Below are 19591 nucleotides of genomic sequence, written 5' to 3'. Positions count from 1 at the left end.
TTTGCCCTTGGTTTGCACATGCTTCACGCCGAAGTTCTTCTTACCCAAATCTCGCTTAATCCTTCGCTAAGCAGCGATTCGCTCTCGGCCAGTAGCGAAGCCAAGCTAGCGACGATGCAATCACCCGCCCGCGTTCAGCAATTTATTCTTGGCCGCATGCTGCTCGCCCAAGCGGCTGCACGGGCCTTAGGGTTTGATTACGCAGTGGCGGATATTGAAGAAGGTGAGTTTTTCCCCTATTTAAGCAAGGCTGCTCATTTGCACGCCAGTATTTCGCATAGTGGAGATAGCTTGGGGGTGACAGTTAATACTGAACGAGTGGGGCTCGATATTGAAAGCTGCCGCCCTAAGGCCAATATCGCCAAGCTGACCGTCTTTGCACTGCATCAGGATGAAGCCCGCTGGGTAAACACCGTAGAGGCAGAATCTCAAGAGCGTTTTTACCTACTTTGGACGCTGCGTGAAGCGGCTTTTAAGGCAGGGATTCGCAATCAAGTGATTCGTGGCAGCAGCCTTGTCCACGATCAAATCATTCGCACAGATTGGCATTGGTGTAGTGAAAGGGAGCAGCAGCTAAGGGTAAGTATCGCTGCGAAAACGCCCTGCACTATGGTTTTAATCCACAAACCCTGCCTTTAATCCCTTAGCCAAATGCAGTCTGTCAAATAATGCCCGCTTTAGCTATTTACTGAAAAACAGGTAAAAATTTAGTCTAAAAGGCGAAAAATAGCTGAAAAACTGAGTTTACAGACCTTAAATCATCGTTTTTTATTGTTTTTCGATACAGCAAGCAAGCTTGCGCCATGTTTTGAAAGGGACTGATAAGCGACACTTTGCGATAGTACGGTATATGCAAACGCAGAGTTAAGGTAAGCTACCCCTTCATACCTACCCTAGTTTTCTAATGATGACCGATCAAAATTCAGCTTTAGCTCAAGCATTCCAATCTGCCATTGGCGAGAAATCTGCCCGTCAACAGCAAATTATGATTATCGAATTACTTTATCAGCGTTATCCGGTGATGAAGCAGTTCAAGCCTTTAATGATCGGTGTTCACAAAGAACTAGAAAAAGCACTACCGCAATTTGGTGCCAATCACGTACATCGCTCGATTGCCGCCCATTGCCGCAAAGTGCGCTACCTGAAAGCGGTAGCCCGTGGTGGTAAGCGTTTTGATCTGAACGGTAAGCCAGTAGGCGACGTTACCCTTGAAGAAAAAACCGCAGCAGCTAAATTCGTACAAAATATCGAAGACCGCAAAAAGCCAGCAACAGCCGTAGTTGCAGAAGAAGCAGCGGTTGAACAGCTAGTGGTCGCTACCGCCAGCGAAGTGATTGCTGAACCAGCAATCACCGACGCAGAGAGCAAAGCAGAATAAAGCGCTTTAGCTCCACAGAAAAAGGCCGCATCAGCGGCCTTTTTTCATACAAAATATCGAAGATCGCAAAAAGCCAGCAACAGCCGTAGTTGCAGAAGAAGCAGCGGTTGAACAGCTAGTGGTCGCTACCGCCAGCGAAGTGATTGCTGAACCAGTCATCACCGACGCAGAGAGCAAAGCAGAGTAAAGCGCTTTAGCTCCATAGAAAAAGCATAGGGTAGGCAAGTTAAATATTTATCATAAACCGGCCACTCACCACAAACATCAAATCATCGTAGGGCGGGTGAAACCCGCCGTTTTCCGTAGTGTTTCATGCCAAAATCTGGCGGGTTTCACCCGCCCTACAAAAGCCTACTTCACTATCTTATCTCTGCACCAGCTGCCCTGCTTTATAAGCAACAGCACCGCCATCCTTTGCCATAAAAAACATCGCATATCGCAATGCTACATAGCCCACGATCACCGTGGCAACGCCTAATTCAAACTGTGCCAGCCATTGCACCTGATCCACATAAGGCGCGGCGAATTCCCATTGCCCAAGCAGATGGCTGACTTTAAATAGCGCTGTAGCGCCAATCACCAATGGGAAAGTAAATGCAGCATAGCCAGGTGAAAAAGGCAGGCTCAGCAGCTTGAAAAAGGCGAGGTAGATAATGCCTGTCATCAGCAGGGCAATCCCAAACAACAGCGCCACAATCAGCAGCGATGGCTCAGCCGTCACAGTTAAGTAGCCAGCAAGTGAAAGGCTGGCAGGCGCGGCCAAAATGGCGATGGTGGGCTTGGCCGCATCTGGTACTTCGTGGCTAAAGATCAAACGGTAGAGCATCAGCGGCAACATCACAGCGTAGCAAAATATCCCGAACCACAACAAGCCATTCGCAAGGGCCGCAAACTGCCCGCCGGGGAAGGCCACATCGGCCACGATAATCCCTACCGGCGGCACAAACCAGCTTGGCACCATATGATGAATTTCAAAGTCTTTAGCCCGATGCCAAATAAACGTCGCCAGAAACACCATATGCAGGATCACGGCAAACAACCAAAGGCCCTCAGCAAAATCAGGGGCGAATTGACCTAAGGCCTTAGATACCACCATCGTTGCCATTGCAAAGGTAGGCAGCACGCTACCCACCACAGGGTGAGCTAAATCTTTCAAGAGTAAACGGGGGTGAAGCGCAAATTTGAAAGCTAAGATAAGTAACAGCAAGGCAGCAACCACAGCGCCTAATAGCTGGGCTTTACCAGAAAAATCGCCAGCGTTTTCCCAACTCCATCCAAGGCTGCCAATACCTAAAGCTAAGCCCGCCATAGGAGTGGGGGCAGCGGCAAGTAATTGATGAATTCGCTTAAACATACGACGACCTTCTTATTTATTGCAGTACAAATAGAATAACGCCCAGATATTGTTTATCATATCTAAATGATTTGAATGAGGCGTTTAGTAAAATCAAATGAAGCTCACTCTGCAACAGCTAAAATCCTTCGCGGCCATTGCCCGCTATGGCAATCTTGGCACGGCAGCCAATGAGCTATGCCTGAGCAAGGGCGCCATTTCTCAGTCTTTGCAAGAGTTAGAGCGCCAGCTGGCAACGCCGCTGTTTGATCGGGTTCATCCGCGCCTGCAATTAAATGCAGAGGGTAAATTATTACAGCCCGTGGCCGAAGAATTACTCGCCCGAGTGCAAGACATTGAAACGATGTTTGCCAGCGATAGCGAGCCAGTCGGCCAGCTTCGCCTTGGTGCCACCCAAACCATAGGCAACTATCTGCTGCCGATTCTGCTAGCACGCAGCGAGCAGGCCACCACGCCACGCATATCGATTGCCAATACCCATATCCTCAGCCATGCCCTCGCGCATTTTGAACTAGATCTCGCCTTAATCGAAGGTGAAAACCACCACCCCGATTTAATCGCCGATCCTTGGCTACAAGATGAAATGTGCATCGTGGCCGCAGCCACTCACCCCTTAGCCAAGCAAGCTGAGTTAACCATCTCTGCATTAAGCAGCGAAACATGGGTGCTGCGTGAACCTATGTCAGGCAATCGAGAGCAATTTGAACAACTGATCCAGCCGCAGCTCAGCAGCAGCCGAATCGGGCTGGAGCTAAATACCCTAGAGGCGGTAATGCTGGCTGTAGAGCAGGGGCTAGGAATCAGCTTTATATCCAAGCTAGCAGCACAAGACCGCATCACTAACGGACGATTAGTCTGCCTAGCCATGCAGCAACGCTTCCCACGCCAGCTTTATCTTGCGTGGCATAAACAAAAATACCATTCCACAGCCTTGCGCCGGTTTATTCAGTTTTGTAGGGATCAGGCAGGGGTGATTTAACTGATGTTATGCAACGGAAACCCAAATCTTGAACCACGGAGGGCACAGAGATCACGGAGTTTCACGGAGAAGCATAAGGAATGTATCCGTAGGGTGGGTTAGGCCAGAAAATGTATTAAATATGGGCGCTACCATATCCTGGCCGTAACCCACCGCAGCGCAGTGTCATGGTGGGTTACGGCCGAAAGAGATCAGCGCCCTAATGAGCATCAAGAGCGACCTAACCCACCCTACGATGACTTGGCCGCGCAAGAAAGGAAGGAAGGAAGGAAGGAAGGGCCAGCGGGACGCCCGCACCTAAACCAATGTGCCGAAGGCACTAAAAAGATCTTTTTGACTTTGGTATGAAATATTGTGAAAACGGCGGGTTGCACCCGCCCTACATACAGCTCAACCATTTTTCCCAAGCAAGCAACAGGACTCGGCATTGAACAAACTCTTTCTACGCACCATCCCTGGGCTGGCCGTATTCTTTAATTACCCACGGGATTGCTGGCGGCAGGATTTGCTGGCGGGATTATCGGTGGCGTCCGTCGCGCTGCCGGTGGGTGTGGCCTATGCCCAGCTAGCCGGGATGAGCCCGATTGCCGGCCTGTATGCCAGTATTCTGCCCATGGTGGCCTATGCACTATTTGGCTCTTCCCGGCAGCTGATTGTTGGGCCAGATGCAGCCACATGCGCCATGGTGGCCTCAACCTTGCTGCCGATGGCAATGGGAAATTCTGAGCTGTATATCTCGCTTTCTGTGGCTTTGGCGCTGATTACCGGATTATTTTGCCTGCTGGCTAGCCGCTTTAAGCTAGGGTTTCTGGCCGACTTTTTATCTCCGCCGATTTTGGCAGGCTTTTTAAATGGTGTAGCGATCAGTATTGCGCTGGGGCAGCTCGGTAAATTGCTTGGTTTTACTTTTCATAAGCATGATTTTATTGGCCGGATTCTGGAACTGCCAGATCGCCTGCCTGAGCTTCACCCTAGCACGGCCCTGATCGGCCTTGGCACGCTGTTAGCGATTCAAATTATTAAACGCCTGCTGCCTAAACTGCCCACCGCCTTAGTTGCAATGGGGCTTGCGGCATTGCTAATCTTTAGTCTGAATTTACAAGCTACAGGCATCGCCATTATCGGCTTATTGCCAGCGGGTCTGCCCACCTTACACTGGCCCACTATCCCCAGAGCCCATCTGGGTGAATTACTCGGCGCAGGGGCGGGGCTGGCGCTGATCAGCTTTAGCAGCGCCATTCTAACGGCGCGCAGCTTTGCCGCCAAAAATCGCTATGAGATCGATGCAGATCGCGAATTTACCGCGCTGGGCATGGCGAATATTGCAGCCGCGTTTTCACAAGGCTTTGTGATTAGCGGTGCGGATTCTAGAACGGCGGTGAATGATAATGCCGGCGGTAAAACGCAAATGGTGAGCCTGGTCGCGGCGGCGTCTATCGCCATTGCCATCGCGCTATTTACCACCCCGCTGCAATATGTGCCAATTGCCGCGCTGGCCGCCGTGCTGATTACCGCCTCGTTTGGGCTAATGAGTTTTGCCAATTTTATTTATTTTCGCCAAGCCAGCCGTGGCGAATACGGCATTGCCATCCTCACCGTGATCGGCGTGGCCTGTGTAGGCGTGATGCAGGGCATGCTATTTGCCGTATTAATGGCGACGCTGCGACTACTCGTTAAGCTGGCCCGGCCACATGAAAGCCTGCTGGGTGTTTACCCAAATAAAAACAGCTTTCACGACCTATCCCACCACCCCGGCGCTGCCCCGATTGATGGCATGCTGGTGTATCGCTTTGATGCCTCGCTCAATTTCTTTAATGCCAATTACTTCCGCCAACGCGTTTTATCTTTAGCCGATAGCGCAACAAGCCAAGTTTCGTGGGTGGTGCTGGATACCGTGCCGATTAATCAAATCGATATCGCGGGCATAGAAGCCATCATTATTTTGCAAAGAGATTTAAAAGAACGCGACATCGCACTGGCGCTGTCAGGGCGCAAAACACAAACCGAATTTATTGCCGCCCGCCACCATAAGCTAAATGAACTACAAGCCAACTTTCTGATTTTCTCCAGCCTAAAACAGGCTTACCGCGCCTTCAGGCAGCAAGTGTTGATACGTACTGAAACGACGCAAACTGCTGCTCAATTGCCGCTAAAGTGGCACGTTGAGGAAAATGAAGCTGCGCAGAATTAATCAGCGCAGGCTCAATACAGCCAGCAGGCCTAAAGGATTGCAATACATAGCGCTGCACCCCTGCGGCGCTTAAGGTTCGAGCAAGGGCAATCAGCTCATCCTCGCTATGCAAGCTGGGATGGATGGTGCTGCGGCATTCCAGCGCCACCTTGCTCGCCAGTAGCAGCTTTAATGAGGCACTGGCAACAGCACCACTGCCTACTACGGTGGTGATCTTTTCGTAGCGCATAAAATCGCTTTTAATATCAAAACCCACCCAGTCCAGATAGGGCAGGCATTCCTGCAAACGCTTGGGATAAGCGCCGCCGCTATGCAGGCCAATTTTGAAGCCCAGCGCTTTTACACTACGCATCATCTCAGGTAACTGAGGCTCGATCAGTGGCTCGCCGCCCGAAAAAACCACCGCGTCTAAGAGACCACGGCGCGTTTTTAACCAGATCAGGATTTCATCCCACTGTGGTGCTGCATCATGCTGCTCTCGCGCTTGTAAATGCGGATTATGACAATAGCCACAGCGCCATGGGCAGCCCGCCAAAAACACCACACAAGCCAGCTCGCCGGGATAATCACAGCTAGAAAACGGCACCAAGCCGCCAATCTTGGGCGCGGGCATCATTATTGAACGGTATTACATTCGTTAAAAAATTGCCTTTCTTTAAACTCGCCTTTCTTACCAATATTAAAACTACTCACCGGCCGGTGATAACCCATCACCCGCGTCCAGACCTCGCAGCGAGTGCGTTCTTCATCTTTAAGCTCAGGGGATAGCTGGGTTTGAACCGATAAATCACTCATGATTTTTTCCTTTTAAATGTAATTGAAGGTCAAAAAAGATCTGTAGACACAGAGAACACAGAGTTAAAAAGCAGAGCACAAAGAAAAAAATTAAGAAGTTTTACAGATTTTCTCTGTGCGCTCTGTGTTCTCACTGTGCTCTGTGCCTACAGACCTTTTTGAATTTTCATCCCAGCGCACAGCTTTTCTTCGCCAGCAACTCGCCATCGCACTTCGGGCAAAACTCATGATGACCGCTCAGGTAGCCGTGTTTCGGGCAGATAGAGAAGGTGGGCGTGATGGTGATATAGGGCAGGCGGTAGTTGGTCAGCGCTTTTTTCACCAGCGCTTTACACGCTGCGGGGCTGGAAATTGCCTCATTCATATACAGATGCAAGACTGTGCCGCCGGTGTATTTACGCTGTAATTCCTGCTGACGGCCCAAGGCTTCGAATGGGTCATCGGTAAAGCCAACCGGCAGCTGGCTGGAGTTGGTATAGAAGGGCTGCTCCACCGTGCCTGCTTGCAAAATATCGGGATAAAACTTTTTATCTTCTTTGGCAAAGCGATAAGTCGTGCCTTCGGCTGGTGTGGCTTCTAGGTTATAAAGATGGCCAGTTTCTTCCTGAATTTCGGTCATTTTGGCGCGAATATGATCAAGCAAACGAATCGCTAAGGCGTAACCTGCATCCGAGCAGATATCGTCTTTATCATCGCTAAAATTGCGAATCATCTCGTTAATGCCATTTACCCCAAGTGTGCTGAAGTGATTACGCAGCGTGCCCAGATAGCGCTTGGTATAAGGGTAAAGACCACCATCAATTAAGCGGCCAATCAATTTGCGTTTAATCTCTAAAGATTGCTTAGCCAAATCCATCAGTTGATCGACACGCGCTAAGAGACCTGCTTCATTGCCTTTGAATTCGTAACCAATCCGCGCACAGTTAATAGTGACCACGCCCAGCGAGCCGGTTTGCTCAGCCGAGCCAAATAAGCCATTACCGCGCTTTAATAGCTCGCGCAGATCAAGCTGCAAGCGGCAGCACATCGAGCGCACCATATGCGGCTCTAGATCTGAATTTAAGAAATTCTGGAAATAGGGCAGACCATACTTAGCGGTCATTTCAAACAAAAGATCGGTATTGGGGTGATCCCAAGCAAAATCTTTGGTGATGTTGTAAGTAGGAATCGGGAAAGTAAATACACGGCCCAGCGCATCGCCTTCCATCATCACTTCGATATAAGCGCGATTAATCATGTTCATTTCGGTTTGCAGATCACCGTAGCTAAATGGCATTTCCTTGCCACCCACATAGGGAATTTGTTCACGCAAGTCTTCTGGGCAAATCCAATCGAAAGTCAGATTAGTAAACGGCGTTTGCGTACCCCAGCGACTAGGCACATTCAGATTGTAAATCAGCTCTTGAATATATTGCTTTACCTGCCTGTATTGCAGATTATCCGCACGAATAAACGCTGCCATATAGGTATCAAATGAGCTAAATGCCTGAGCGCCCGCCCATTCATTTTGCAAAGTACCTAAAAAGTTAACAATCTGGCCAATGGCGGCTGAGAAATGCTTAGGCGGTTTGGCTTCGACCTTGCCCGGCACGCCATTAAAGCCTTCTTGCAATAGGCGGCGTAAAGACCAACCCGCGCAATAGCCAGACAGCATATCTAAATCATGAATATGCATGGCACCTGAGCGATGCGCCTCGCCAATTTCTAACGGATAAACATGGCTTAGCCAGTAATTGGCAATCATTTTGCCGCTGGTATTTAAAATCAGCCCGCCTAAGCTCCAGCCCTGATTAGCATTGGCATTCACCCGCCAATCTGATTGATCCAGATATTCATTAATCGACGATTCAACATCCACCACCGTGCGCACATCCGAGCGCAAACGCGCATGCTGGCTGCGGTAAACAATATAGGCGCGGGCGGTTTTTAAATAATGATATTGCAGCAGCGCTTCTTCAGCCTGATCCTGAATCTGCTCGATGGTGGGGGTGAGATCACCCTGCAAGCGGCTACTGATCAGCGTGCTTAAGCGGATTGCTTCTGCCTCATCAAACTCACCCGTTACGCGGCTAGCATTCAGCAGAGCAAGGCGAATTTTATCGATATCAAAAGGCACGATGCGGCCATCGCGTTTCAGCACATATTGCGGGTATATGGTCATTTTTCCCCACCTGGATCAAGGTAGAATATTTTCACAGACCACAATATATGGTGTTTTATATAAGCATGCTCAACTAGATATAGGGTATTTGACGTTAATCAAATACTTTCAGAATAGATTTGCAGAGCGAGCAGAATACCCGCTCTGGATAGGAATTTACTAAGCTACAAAATTATTCAGCGGGTCTTGATAGAGAGCTAAACCTTGAACCACAGAGGAAAACGAGGCCACAGAGAGCCACAGAGAAAACCATCAAATCTTTCGCATTTCTCCGTGAAACTCCGTGTTCTCTGTGGCCTCCGTGGTTCAAGATTTGGGTTTCTATTGCGTCACATCGGTTAGTAATCAGGCTGGCCGTGCGCGGTCAAAATATAATCGTTTTTCGCCAAATCCATCAGCTCGCCCACATAGGGTTGCAATAGGGCAATACGGGCGGCGTCTAGCATATAAGAGAGCTTCATTTCAGGATCAGGCTGATCTTGCTCATGACGAAATAAGCTAAATAGAAACTCAACGCTGATGGTTTCGGCTATGGCTAAATGCCCGATAAAACCGCCATCCATGCCTTTTTCCCAAACTTCAATATTGCGGATAATTTTCATAAACCGTTCCATAAACACAAACAATCAATAGGGTGGATATTACCCACGAAATAAATGGTTTTCTCCATGTAACTCCGTACTCTCTGAGACCAAAGTGGGTCAATATTTGGGTTTTGTACATAGCCATCCGTGTGGGCACGGTTGCAAGCATTTAATTACCGTAGGGCGGGTGAAACCCGCGTATTTATTCAATATTGCTCGCGGGTTGCACCCGCCCTACAGAGCGAGAGCAAGCATACAAAATAACAACCCTGTTTCGGTTATTTCTATTCCTGCACCCAAGCAATCCCCGGTCATTCCACCCAATTTATGCATCAGCCATTTGGCATAAGCCAAAATCAGTAGCGGAGCCGTCATTAATGCGGGAGCTATAAAATAGGATGCCAGCAAAAGTGTGGCCAAAAGAATATACAACGAGTAGCTGGTTTTTTGCCAAGCAAATTGCTCTGCCATGCCGGGCGCTAAGGCCGGTAGGCGGCTCCAATACAAAACACCAAAGCGCGCCCATGAAGGGATCAGCAAAAGCGCTAGCCATTCTTGCTGCCTAGCCAGCAGCATTAAGAGCACCAGCTTAGCGGCAGATTGGCAAATCAGCGCCAACACGCCAAAGCTGCCCAGATGCGGGTCTTTCAGCACAGCCAAAAATCGTTCTGGGTCACGATGCGCAGCGCCTAAGCCATCCGACATATCGGCAAGACCATCTAAATGCAAGCCACCGGTAATCCATGTCCAAAGCAAAAAACCCGCCAAAGCCGCCAGCCAAGGATCTACTTTGGTAGCAAGAAACACCACCGCGCTTAAAAACGCACCAATCAATAGCCCAACCACAGGAAACCACGACGCGGCAGCGGCGAGTAAAGTCGGCTCAAACTGACGAATCTGCGGCGTTGGCAGCCGAGTTAAAAACTGCACCGCCAGCACAGGCTCGCGCCAATCAAATTTCATTCTTTATTCCTATTTCGTAATGATTCAGGTGCGCTAAAAACAAAGCAGATACCCACAAAAAACACATAAGACACGAAAAAACGGATCATTTCTCTTGGTTTTCTCCGTGAAATTCCGTGTTTTCCGTGGTTCAAGATTTGGGTTTTGTTCGCACACCTATCCCAATAGCTCACACACCCAACAAAACTTCATTATCAATCCCCTGCAAAATAGGCGGATATTCATCATCCCAATAAAGGGTAATCATCCCCGCGTGCGCCAGCCAAAATTGATTGTGCCTTGCGGCAGGTAGACCCAGCCACTCTAGCAATAGCGCTTTAGCCACGCCGCCGTGGGTAATCAATACCCGATGTTTCCCCTGGCCAGCTTGCAACCATAAGCGGAAAGCGACATTCACCCGTGCAGAAAAACCCGCCCAGCTTTCAATGCCAACAGCTGTATTTGTCTCAGGATTGTGTGACCAAAGTGCCCATACAGCCTGCTGCTGTTCGCTCCATTGGGACTTGGCTAAACCATCCAACTCACCAAAGCTCATTTCGCGCAAATTGCGATCGATATGGCAATCCAGCCCCGCTGTTGCCGCCAATTGCTGAGCAAAACCCGCACAGCGGCCTAGATCAGAGCTGGCAATGCTGCTTGGAGGAAAGCGGACAAAGTGATCATTGCGGCTAGCCAACTGCTGCTCACCCAATAGGGACAAGGGCAAATCGGTATGACCGATTAACATCCCCGCCGGAGCAACCGTAGCGCCATGCCGCAAAAGCGTAAGACGAAAACTACTCATGATTTCATACCGAAAACTTGCAAAAGATCTGTAGACACAGAGATAGATGAGAACACAGAACACATAGAGAAAACCTTATAAAAGGTTATAAGCAGAACATCCAAGCAAAAGTGATGCTGCATATCAAAACCCAAATCTTGAACCACGGAAAAAAAGGAGAACACGGAGGGCCACGGAGAAAAACATACGTAAGATTTTCTCCGTGAAACTCCGTGTTCTCTGTGGCCTCCGTGGTTCAAGATTTGGGTTTTATGCTGAAGTGGAATTTCTGCTGCTGTTTAACTCTTATGTTTTTCTCTGTGTACTCTGTGTTCTTACCGGTCTCTGTGTCTACAGAACTAAGGTTTTTTAGAGGGCCACATACAGCTCGCTCATTCCTTAGTCGTAATCCCCGCCGATGAAAACGTGGCCATATCGCGGTGCAGGGCGAGGGCGCTTTGGATGAGGGGGAGGGTGAGTGCAGCACCGCTGGCTTCGCCTAAACGCAGGCCCAATTGCAATATCGGCTCCAATTGCAAGGCCGCCAGTGCAAGGCGATGGCCTTTTTCATCAGAGCAATGGCTGGCCAGCAGCCAATCAGCCACTTCGGGCTTGTTCTTCACCGCCACCAAGGCAGCGGCGGTTGTAATAAACCCATCCAGTAAGACCGGAATACCCGCCTCGGCAGCGCCGGTATAAAAGCCAGCCAAGGCGGCGATTTCTAAACCGCCGACTTGCATCAGCCAATCTTTAGCAGTCACTGCACCGGCAGCACGAGCACGAGCCAGCGCGTCTTTTACCACTTGAACTTTATTTTCACGGCTTTGGGCGGTAATGCCTGTGCCTAGGCCAACAATTTCTGTCGGATCGATATCCGTCAACGCACAAATCAGCGCGGCGGCGGCGGTGGTATTGCCTATGCCCATTTCGCCGCCAATCAACAGCGTTTTGCCACGCACTAGGCCTTCTTGCGCGCTGCCCAAGCCAATGGTCCAAGCCTTATTGCATTCTTGCTCGCTCATTGCAGGCTCAAGACGCAAATTAGCGGTTCCAGCTCGCACCGGCACTCTAAATAGCTGCGCACTACTCCCCGCCGTAACGGTGTAATGGCTGGCAACGCCTACATCCACTACCGATAGGCTAGCTCCAGCTTCGCGAGCCAAGACGCTAACTGCAGCACCACCCGCCACAAAATTAGCCACCATTTGGCCTGTCACTTCAGGAGGAAACGCGGAGACACCTTCGCTTGCCACGCCATGATCGGCAGCAAACACCACAATCGCAGCTTGCAAGCGGCTAGGCATGGCCGAGTTAGAACGCGCAGCAAACCAGATTGCCAACTCTTCAAGTTTGCCTAAGCTGCCCTGTGGCTTAGTTAATTGAGCTTGGTGAAGACGTGCAGCAGTAGCAAGCGCTTGATTTGGAGTAGGCATAAAGAAGGCCAAGCAAAAAGAATGCACCGTAGACGATGCACATTCATCGTGCAAGTAGATAGTAAAGGGCAACTGACTTAAAGCATTAATACATGACTTTATTTGGCCCCACCGCCATTGCACTTTGCAATGCAATATCTGCGGCTAATAATAGATCTTCTAAGCTATCCATTTCATTTTTAGTTTGTGCCACACCAATGCACACCGTCATGGTGAACGCTAAGCCGTCAGGCATACATATTCTATTTTCCGCAGATTTTCTACGAATACGCTCTGCCACTACAATTGCACCATCTAGCGGTGTGTCAGGTAGAAGCAGGGCAACTTCTTCACCTGAGAAACGAGCAACCAGATCAAAATCACGCACGCTTTGGCGACAAGCTTCGGCTAAATGATTTAACGCTAAATCGCCGCTAATATGGCCGTAAGTTTTATTCAGATGGCGTAAATTATCAACATCAATAATTAAGGCAGTAAGAGGATTAGAAAACCGTTGGCTGCGATTAACTTCCCGTGCGGCAATATCTAAGAAATGCCGACGGCTAGATAAGCCTGTAAGCATGTCTTTTCCTATTAAGCCGGTTAGCTTTATTTTCTGTATACGGCGTAAATGCTCGCTCCACAGCCATAGGCCAAACATAATCAGCGCCAGTATCCAAGGCAATAATAGTAAACCATCATCGATCATCATTTACTAACCCTGTAACAATTCATCTTTGTCAGTGTAGTCCTTTGCAAGCGAGTGCGGGTAGAATGCTGCCATGTTTCAGACCCTCATTATTCGTCTCTCCTCGATGGGAGACATCATCCATAATTTCCCTGCTCTTAGCGATTTAGCCAAGCATAGGCCCGACATTGCCATCGATTGGGTGGTAGAAGAGGGCTTTGCTGCCTTGCCCGCCCTACACCCCGCAGTGCGCACGGTGATTCCGACTGCATTACGGCGCTGGCGTAAGGCTCCGCTTCAATCAAAAGCAGAATTCCTAAACTTTCGCCGCCAATTACGCCATTGCCAATATGATTTGATTCTTGATTCGCAAGGCTTAATTAAAAGCGCCTTTATTGCGAAACAAGCCCTTGGCCCAATTAGTGGTTACGACAAGATATCGGCAAGGGAAGGCTTGGCCAGTTTGGCTTATCAAAACACCTACCCAGTGTCACGTAATCAACACGCCATCACTAGAAATCGCCAATTAAGTGCACAGGCATTTAACTACACAATTGATGACAATATCGTTTATGGCCTGAATATTCCCAAGCTCGACTTAGCATGGCGGCCGGCTCATTACGCCGTTTTACTCTCGGCAACCAGCCGCAGCGATAAGGAATGGGCAGAAGAAAACTGGATTACTCTTGGCAAGCGCTTAAATGCCATGGGTATCAGCAGCGTATTGCCCTGGGGCAATGCTATAGAGCAAGAGCGCAGCCAGCGCCTTGCCGCAGCCATCCCAAATGCAATCTGCCCGCCACGAATGAGTTTGGAAGAGGCCGCATCGCTACTGGCATCTAGCCAAGTGGTGGTTGGCGTAGATACCGGGCTCGCCCACCTTGCTGCCGCCGTTGCCGTCCCCGTGATCGCCATTTTTTGCGCATCAGACCCAGAACTAACTGGCGTATTAGCCAGCAGCTATGCCGTTAATTTAGGCCGCAATGGCGTACCACCAAGCTTGGAATCCGTTTGGCAAGCCACGCTGGATGGCATGAAATGAGTCGCTGGATTTTACGATATGTGGCTCAAATTAACGGGGGCAGGGCATGAGCCGCTGGCTATATCGCGCGCTGCTCTGCTGCGTTTTCCCGCTTATTTTTTTATATCTGCTTAAACGCTCCAAACGCCAACCCGCTTATCGCCAGCACTGGCGTGAGCGGCTGGGCTTTTACACTAGCAAGCCAAATAGCACTCCTTTAATTTGGCTACACGCCGTATCGGTCGGCGAAACCCGTGCCGTAGCGCCCTTGATTGCGGCGCTTAAAATAGCCTATCCGCAGCACCGGTTTTTAATCAGCTGCATGACGCCAACAGGCCGTGCCACCGCGCAAGAATTATTTGCCGAGTTCGCCGAAATCGTCTATCTGCCTTACGATTACCCCAGCGCAGTAGGGCGCTTTTTAAAGCATTTTCGGCCCAGCTTTGGCGTGCTGATGGAAACCGAGATCTGGCCGAATCTGATCCACGCATGCGCCGATCACAAGATGCCCTTGTTTTTAGCCAATGCGCGTTTATCTGAGAAATCGCTTAAGGGCTATTTAAAAGTCAGCTCATTAATCAAACCTGCCGTCGCTCGGCTTGCCGGTGTATTGGCACAAAGCGAAATGGATGCGGCACGTTTAAAGCAATTAGGCAGCAGCAACACGCATATTGTTGGCAATATCAAATTTGATAATCTGCCCGATGAAAGCACCATCACCCATGGACTAAGCTGGCGTTCCAACTTTGGCCCCCGCAATGTGCTGCTATTTGCATCCAGCCGAGATGGCGAAGAAGCTTTGCTGCTCGATGCCTTAGCCACTTGGCCCGAATCACTGCTATTAATTCTGGTACCACGCCATCCACAACGCTTTGATGAAGTAGCCACACTTTTAGAGCAGCGTGATTTGCAGATATTAAAACGCAGCGCTTGGGATGAGGGCCCTGTGGCAAATCATGTGCAAGTCTTGCTAGGCGACTCGATGGGAGAAATGACTCGCTACTACGCAGCCAGCGATCTAGCCATTATCGGCGGCTCCATCCTGCCTTTTGGTAGCCAAAACCTCATCGAAGCCTGCGCCCTAGGCACACCCGTATTACTTGGCCCATCCACCTATAACTTTAGCCAAGCCGCTAAGGAAGCTATCGCCAGCCATGCCGCATGGCAGGGCGATGACATCCACGCCATCATCCAACAAGCCATGCATTTATTTGGCCATGCCGAAGAGCGCAAAGCCATGGGGCAAGCAGGCAAAACCTTCGCCAGCGCCCATCGAGGCGCTACCCAAAAGCTGCTTTCTTATTTGCCACCTTGCGTAGAAAAACCCAAATCTTGAAACACAGAGAACACGGAGAAAAACAAGGCTAGAATTAAGTTTTTTGTAGGTTTTGAGTGCTTTAACGCCCAGCAATAAGGATTCATACCGCAGCTAGTTGCACGGGGCTTAAATCTCCCCTTGAAGCCGCGACACGAGAAATATACATACTAGGATTTCTGGCCGTTCAGAAATCAAATACTTCGCGGGCAAAAGTATCTACACAAGTTAAAATGAACACGGAATGTATCCTTAGGGTGGGTTAGGCTAGGAAATGTATTAAATATGGGCGCTGCCATATCCTAGCCGTAACCCACCGCAGCGCAATGTCATGGTGGGTTACGGCCGAAATAGATCAGCGCCCTAATGAGTATTATGTGCGGCCTAACCCACCCTACGATGACCTTTTTCTTCTACAGAAATTATGTAGATACTTATGTCCTGCGTTGATTCCGCACCTAAATCAACGTGCCGAAGGCACTATTTAAAAAAAGGTGTATTTCACCTTAATAACAAATCACCCCCTCCCTCGCTGCGCCAGCAAATGCACCGCCAGCCCCAGCAAAATAAACGCCGTTCCCCAAATCAAAGATCCCGATACTTCTTCGCCATTCAGGCTATGCCCCATCCAAAGCGCCGATGCAGGGGTGATCAGGGAAATAAGTGACACGGTAATCGGCTTACATTCACGAATCAGCCAGTAATACAGGCTAAAGCCCAGTACCGAGCCAAACACCGCCAAATAAGCAATCGCAGCTAAGCTCTGTGCCGGAAAAGATAAATTAGTGACATCGGTTTGCCATACACACACCGCGCTCAGCACCACAGTTGCAATCATTAACGCCCCTGCATTCACCGCCAGTGGCGATTGCCCGGCGGCTAGTTTTTTAAGCTTTACGGCTGCAGCCGCCTGAATAAGCACGGCGAGCAGCACCACAGCCACACCCAATACGCCGCTTAAACGTAATTTTTCTGCAAAAATAAGCAGTAAACCTGTGATACCTATCACCATTGCCAGCATTTCAAAGCGATTTAGCTTTAGCCCAAAGCTCCACCATGAAAAACCGGCCGTTGCTAAAGGGATCAATCCAAACAGCACCGCAACTAAACCAGACGATACGGTTTGTGATGCCCAATAAACACAAAGCATAGATAAAGAAGTGCCAAACCCGGCACAAGCACTTGCTGGCCAGCTGCTCCGAGGGATTTTTTGTTTCCAGATAGCTAAAACCAACAACGCTAATGCAGCTGCCAGCCCGAAACGAGCTGCTAGAGCGGCAGAGTAGGGCACGCCTTGCACGCTCCAGTTAATCGCCAAAGGCGTGGTAGACCAAAGCAAAATCAATACGAAATAAGCTATTTTTTGCATGGATTCATCTTGTTTTTTTCAGCTTTTCTATGCATCAATTCCAACAGAAATAATGCAAGACATAAAAAGTGAGTAGATTCGAGCGAGTATCTAGGCATACTATCTTGGCTTTAATGGCTGTCCACTCATATAAAAAGTGGGTGTCCCAGTGATTCTTCATTTAGATGCAAGCACATTGTGACATTTTGCACGCAGAGTACAGACTGCATTATTCGCTACAATCCCATCCTCAAATGTTCCACGTGAAACCATGACTCAGCACGATATAGAACCTAATGATGCCGACGAGTTGGAAAGCATCGCAGATCAAGGCCCGCGCCGTTTTGTTGAAGCGCAGATCTCTGCTACTCCAGACGATGCCGAATCCGTACAGCTAGGCTTGTACGCAGAAAAAAGCTATCTCGAATACGCGATGAGCGTGATTAAAAGCCGCGCCTTACCCCAAGTGGAAGACGGGCAAAAGCCGGTACAGCGCCGTATTCTTTACACCATGCACGGCCTTGGCCTCGTTGCTAACGCTAAGCCGATTAAATCGGCGCGTATTGTCGGTGATGTGATGGGTAAATACCATCCACACGGCGATCAATCTGCTTATGACGCGCTGGTGCGTATTGCTCAAGACTTCTCGCTACGCTATCCGCTGATCGATGGTCAGGGAAATTTTGGTAGCCGCGATGGCGATGGCGCTGCGGCGATGCGATATACCGAAGCACGCTTAACGCCAATTGCCGAGCTGCTACTCAGCGAGCTAGATAAAGGCACCACCGATTTTGTGCCTAACTACGATGGCGCATTCCAAGAGCCTTCCTTGTTACCTGCACGCCTGCCTATGCTGCTGCTTAACGGCGCATCGGGAATTGCGGTGGGGATGGCAACGGAAATCCCAGCGCACAATCTAGGTGAAGTCGCCGATGCGGCCATTGCGCTGATTAAAAAGCCTACGCTAACCACCAGTGATTTACTCAGCTATATCCAAGGGCCAGATTTGCCCGGTGGCGGGCAGATTATCTCGCCACGCAAGGATATTGTGACGGCCTATGAAAATGGCCGAGGCAGCTTAAAAGTTCGTGCCCGCTGGACCAAAGAAGATCTAGCCCGTGGCCAGTGGCAGATTGTGATTAATGAATTGCCACACGGCACTTCCACGCAAAAAGTGCTGGAAGAGATTGAAGATTTAAGCAATCCAAAAATCAAAAAGGGCAAGAAAGCCCTAACTCAAGAACAGATTCAAACCAAGCAGCTCATCCTATCTTTAATCGATAGAGTGAGGGATGAATCGGGCAAGGAAAACGCCGTTCGCTTGGTGATCGAGCCAAAATCATCGCGGCAAAATCCAGACGATATGATGAAGTTGCTACTGGCGCACACCGCGTTAGAAAGTGGTTTATCCATCAATATGGTCACCATTGGTCGCGATGGCCGCCCTGGGCAAAAATCGCTGCAGCAAGTGATTGCCGAATGGATTTCTTTCCGCTTTGATACCGTCACCCGCCGCACCGAGCATCGCTTGGGGCAGGTGAATGATCGTATGCATATTTTGGAAGGCCGCTTAATTGTCTTTTTAAATATCGACGAAGTGATCCGCATTATTCGTCATAGCGACGATCCAAAAATAGCTTTGATTGAGGCATTTAATTTAAGCGATCGCCAAGCCGAAGATATTTTAGAAATTCGCTTGCGCCAATTAGCGCGCTTGGAAGGCATTAAGCTTGAACAAGAATTGGCTGATTTAGCTAAAGAAAAAGCCGAGCTTGAGCATCTTTTAGCCACACCCGATGTGATGCAAAAGCTGATCATCAAAGAAATCGAAGCAGATAAAAAGAAGTTTGCGGACCCACGCAGAACCCTGATTGTAGAAGCAGAACGGGCCTCGCTCGAAGTCACAGTAGTGGATGAGCCGGTCACCATTATCTTGTCTGAAAAAGGCTGGATGCGTGCCCGCCAAGGCCATGCGCTCGATCTGCAAAACCTTAGCTTTAAAGACGGCGATACGCTGCTGGCCTTTATTGAATGCCGTTCTATTGACCCGATTGCGATGTTTGGTACGGATGGCCGGGTTTATAGCATTCAGGCATCGGTGATTCCGGGTGGCAGAGGCGATGGCGTGCCGGTCACTACTTTGGTTGACCTGACGCCTAAGTCACAAATTACTCAGCTACTTGCCGCCAAGCCACAAGATCATGTGGTGATCGCTAATTCTAATGGCTATGGTTTTTACTGTTTATTTGAAAACTTAATGAGCCGCCAAAAAGCAGGTAAGAGTTTCCTGAACTTGGAGGAAGGTGAAACATTACTCAAAGTGGCCACCTTTGTTCCACGTGAAACATCACAAGTTGCTTGCCTGTCTAAAGGTGGCAAATTACATCTGTTTGCCTTTAGCGAGTTTAAACAATTGGCAGGTGGCGGACGAGGTGTGATCACCATGGCTTTGGATGATAAAGACACACTGTCCGCGATTACCGTTTGTGATGGTGCCACTTTAAAAATCAATGGCACCGGGCGCGCAGGCAAAGCCGTTGAATGGGTGTTAAATGTGAATGAAATGGCCCCTTATCAAGGGAAACGCGCCCGTAAAGGTAAGCCAATCAGCTCTGCCTTAAAGTTTCCGGGCTTTTAAG

The 19591-nt window shown here is 49.4% G+C and carries 17 protein-coding genes; 7 read left to right on the top strand and 10 right to left on the bottom strand.

Annotated features, from left to right (window positions below):
* Nucleotides 1-18: 18 nt before the first annotated feature.
* Together ACFQNF_RS03235 and ACFQNF_RS03230 are read left to right on the top strand one after the other, a co-directional pair.
* Nucleotides 19-639, top strand: coding sequence for a 4'-phosphopantetheinyl transferase family protein (locus ACFQNF_RS03235; protein ID WP_380186061.1), 621 nt, complete (start codon nt 19-21; stop codon nt 637-639).
* Nucleotides 640-904: 265 nt separating this feature from the next.
* Complete coding sequence (locus ACFQNF_RS03230; protein WP_380186059.1) at nt 905-1378, top strand: ProQ/FINO family protein; 474 nt, start codon at nt 905-907, stop codon at nt 1376-1378.
* Nucleotides 1379-1742: 364 nt separating this feature from the next.
* Here the strand turns inward: ACFQNF_RS03230 and ACFQNF_RS03225 are convergent, their stop codons facing one another.
* Nucleotides 1743-2732, bottom strand: a complete 990-nt coding sequence (locus tag ACFQNF_RS03225; RefSeq protein WP_380186057.1) for a TDT family transporter — start codon at nt 2730-2732, stop codon at nt 1743-1745.
* A gap of 97 nt (nt 2733-2829) precedes the next feature.
* Here ACFQNF_RS03225 and ACFQNF_RS03220 point away from each other — a divergent pair, with 97 nt between their 5' ends.
* Together ACFQNF_RS03220 and ACFQNF_RS03215 are read left to right on the top strand one after the other, a co-directional pair.
* Nucleotides 2830-3711, top strand: a complete 882-nt coding sequence (locus ACFQNF_RS03220; protein ID WP_380186055.1) for a LysR substrate-binding domain-containing protein — start codon at nt 2830-2832, stop codon at nt 3709-3711.
* Between the two features lie 427 nt (nt 3712-4138).
* The gene (locus tag ACFQNF_RS03215; RefSeq protein ID WP_380186053.1) at nt 4139-5902 is read left to right on the top strand and encodes a SulP family inorganic anion transporter; all 1764 of its coding nucleotides are present in this window, start codon (nt 4139-4141) and stop codon (nt 5900-5902) included.
* Here ACFQNF_RS03215 and ACFQNF_RS03210 read toward each other — a convergent pair.
* The 8 genes from ACFQNF_RS03210 to ACFQNF_RS03175 form a co-directional block, all read right to left on the bottom strand.
* Complete coding sequence (locus ACFQNF_RS03210) at nt 5805-6518, bottom strand: anaerobic ribonucleoside-triphosphate reductase activating protein (protein ID WP_380186052.1); 714 nt, start codon at nt 6516-6518, stop codon at nt 5805-5807. The genes ACFQNF_RS03215 and ACFQNF_RS03210 overlap by 98 nt on opposite strands.
* A complete protein-coding gene (gene nrdD, locus ACFQNF_RS03205) occupies nt 6518-6697 on the bottom strand; it encodes an anaerobic ribonucleoside-triphosphate reductase (RefSeq protein WP_380186050.1) in 180 nt (59 codons plus the stop codon). Before nrdD ends, ACFQNF_RS03210 begins: the two co-directional genes overlap by 1 nt.
* Nucleotides 6698-6863: 166 nt before the next feature.
* Nucleotides 6864-8858 carry a ribonucleoside triphosphate reductase gene (locus ACFQNF_RS03200; protein ID WP_380186048.1) on the bottom strand — a complete coding sequence of 665 codons (1995 nt, stop codon included), beginning with the start codon at nt 8856-8858 and terminating at the stop codon, nt 6864-6866.
* 338 nt (nt 8859-9196) lie between these two features.
* A complete protein-coding gene (locus ACFQNF_RS03195) occupies nt 9197-9460 on the bottom strand; it encodes a hypothetical protein (protein ID WP_380186047.1) in 264 nt (87 codons plus the stop codon).
* A 216-nt stretch (nt 9461-9676) separates the two neighbouring features.
* Nucleotides 9677-10405, bottom strand: a complete 729-nt coding sequence (cobS, locus tag ACFQNF_RS03190) for an adenosylcobinamide-GDP ribazoletransferase (RefSeq protein WP_380186046.1) — start codon at nt 10403-10405, stop codon at nt 9677-9679.
* Nucleotides 10406-10574: 169 nt separating this feature from the next.
* Nucleotides 10575-11189: a histidine phosphatase family protein gene (locus ACFQNF_RS03185; RefSeq protein ID WP_380186044.1), complete on the bottom strand. Its 615-nt coding sequence runs from the start codon at nt 11187-11189 to the stop codon at nt 10575-10577.
* 371 nt (nt 11190-11560) lie between these two features.
* Nucleotides 11561-12601 carry a nicotinate-nucleotide--dimethylbenzimidazole phosphoribosyltransferase gene (gene cobT / locus ACFQNF_RS03180; RefSeq protein ID WP_380186042.1) on the bottom strand — a complete coding sequence of 347 codons (1041 nt, stop codon included), beginning with the start codon at nt 12599-12601 and terminating at the stop codon, nt 11561-11563.
* Nucleotides 12602-12686: 85 nt separating this feature from the next.
* Nucleotides 12687-13292 (bottom strand): GGDEF domain-containing protein, encoded by a 606-nt coding sequence (locus ACFQNF_RS03175; RefSeq protein WP_380186040.1) that lies wholly within the window; start codon nt 13290-13292, stop codon nt 12687-12689.
* Between the two features lie 70 nt (nt 13293-13362).
* Between ACFQNF_RS03175 and waaC the strand changes: the two genes are divergently transcribed.
* Nucleotides 13363-14310, top strand: a complete 948-nt coding sequence (gene waaC / locus ACFQNF_RS03170; protein ID WP_380186038.1) for a lipopolysaccharide heptosyltransferase I — start codon at nt 13363-13365, stop codon at nt 14308-14310.
* A gap of 46 nt (nt 14311-14356) precedes the next feature.
* Nucleotides 14357-15625, top strand: a complete 1269-nt coding sequence (waaA, locus tag ACFQNF_RS03165; protein WP_380186036.1) for a lipid IV(A) 3-deoxy-D-manno-octulosonic acid transferase — start codon at nt 14357-14359, stop codon at nt 15623-15625.
* A 496-nt stretch (nt 15626-16121) separates the two neighbouring features.
* Here waaA and ACFQNF_RS03160 read toward each other — a convergent pair whose 3' ends face one another.
* Nucleotides 16122-16973, bottom strand: coding sequence for a DMT family transporter (locus ACFQNF_RS03160; protein ID WP_380186034.1), 852 nt, complete (start codon nt 16971-16973; stop codon nt 16122-16124).
* Nucleotides 16974-17223: 250 nt separating this feature from the next.
* On the opposite strand from ACFQNF_RS03160, the gene parC reads away from it, so the two are divergent.
* Nucleotides 17224-19590, top strand: a complete 2367-nt coding sequence (gene parC, locus ACFQNF_RS03155) for a DNA topoisomerase IV subunit A (RefSeq protein WP_380186032.1) — start codon at nt 17224-17226, stop codon at nt 19588-19590.
* Nucleotide 19591 lies beyond the last annotated feature (1 nt).

The sequence above is a fragment of the Iodobacter arcticus genome, assembly GCF_042664895.1.
GTDB classification, from domain to species: Bacteria; Pseudomonadota; Gammaproteobacteria; order Burkholderiales; family Chitinibacteraceae; genus Iodobacter; species Iodobacter arcticus.
This window is presented reverse-complemented; position numbering and strand designations above follow the sequence as displayed.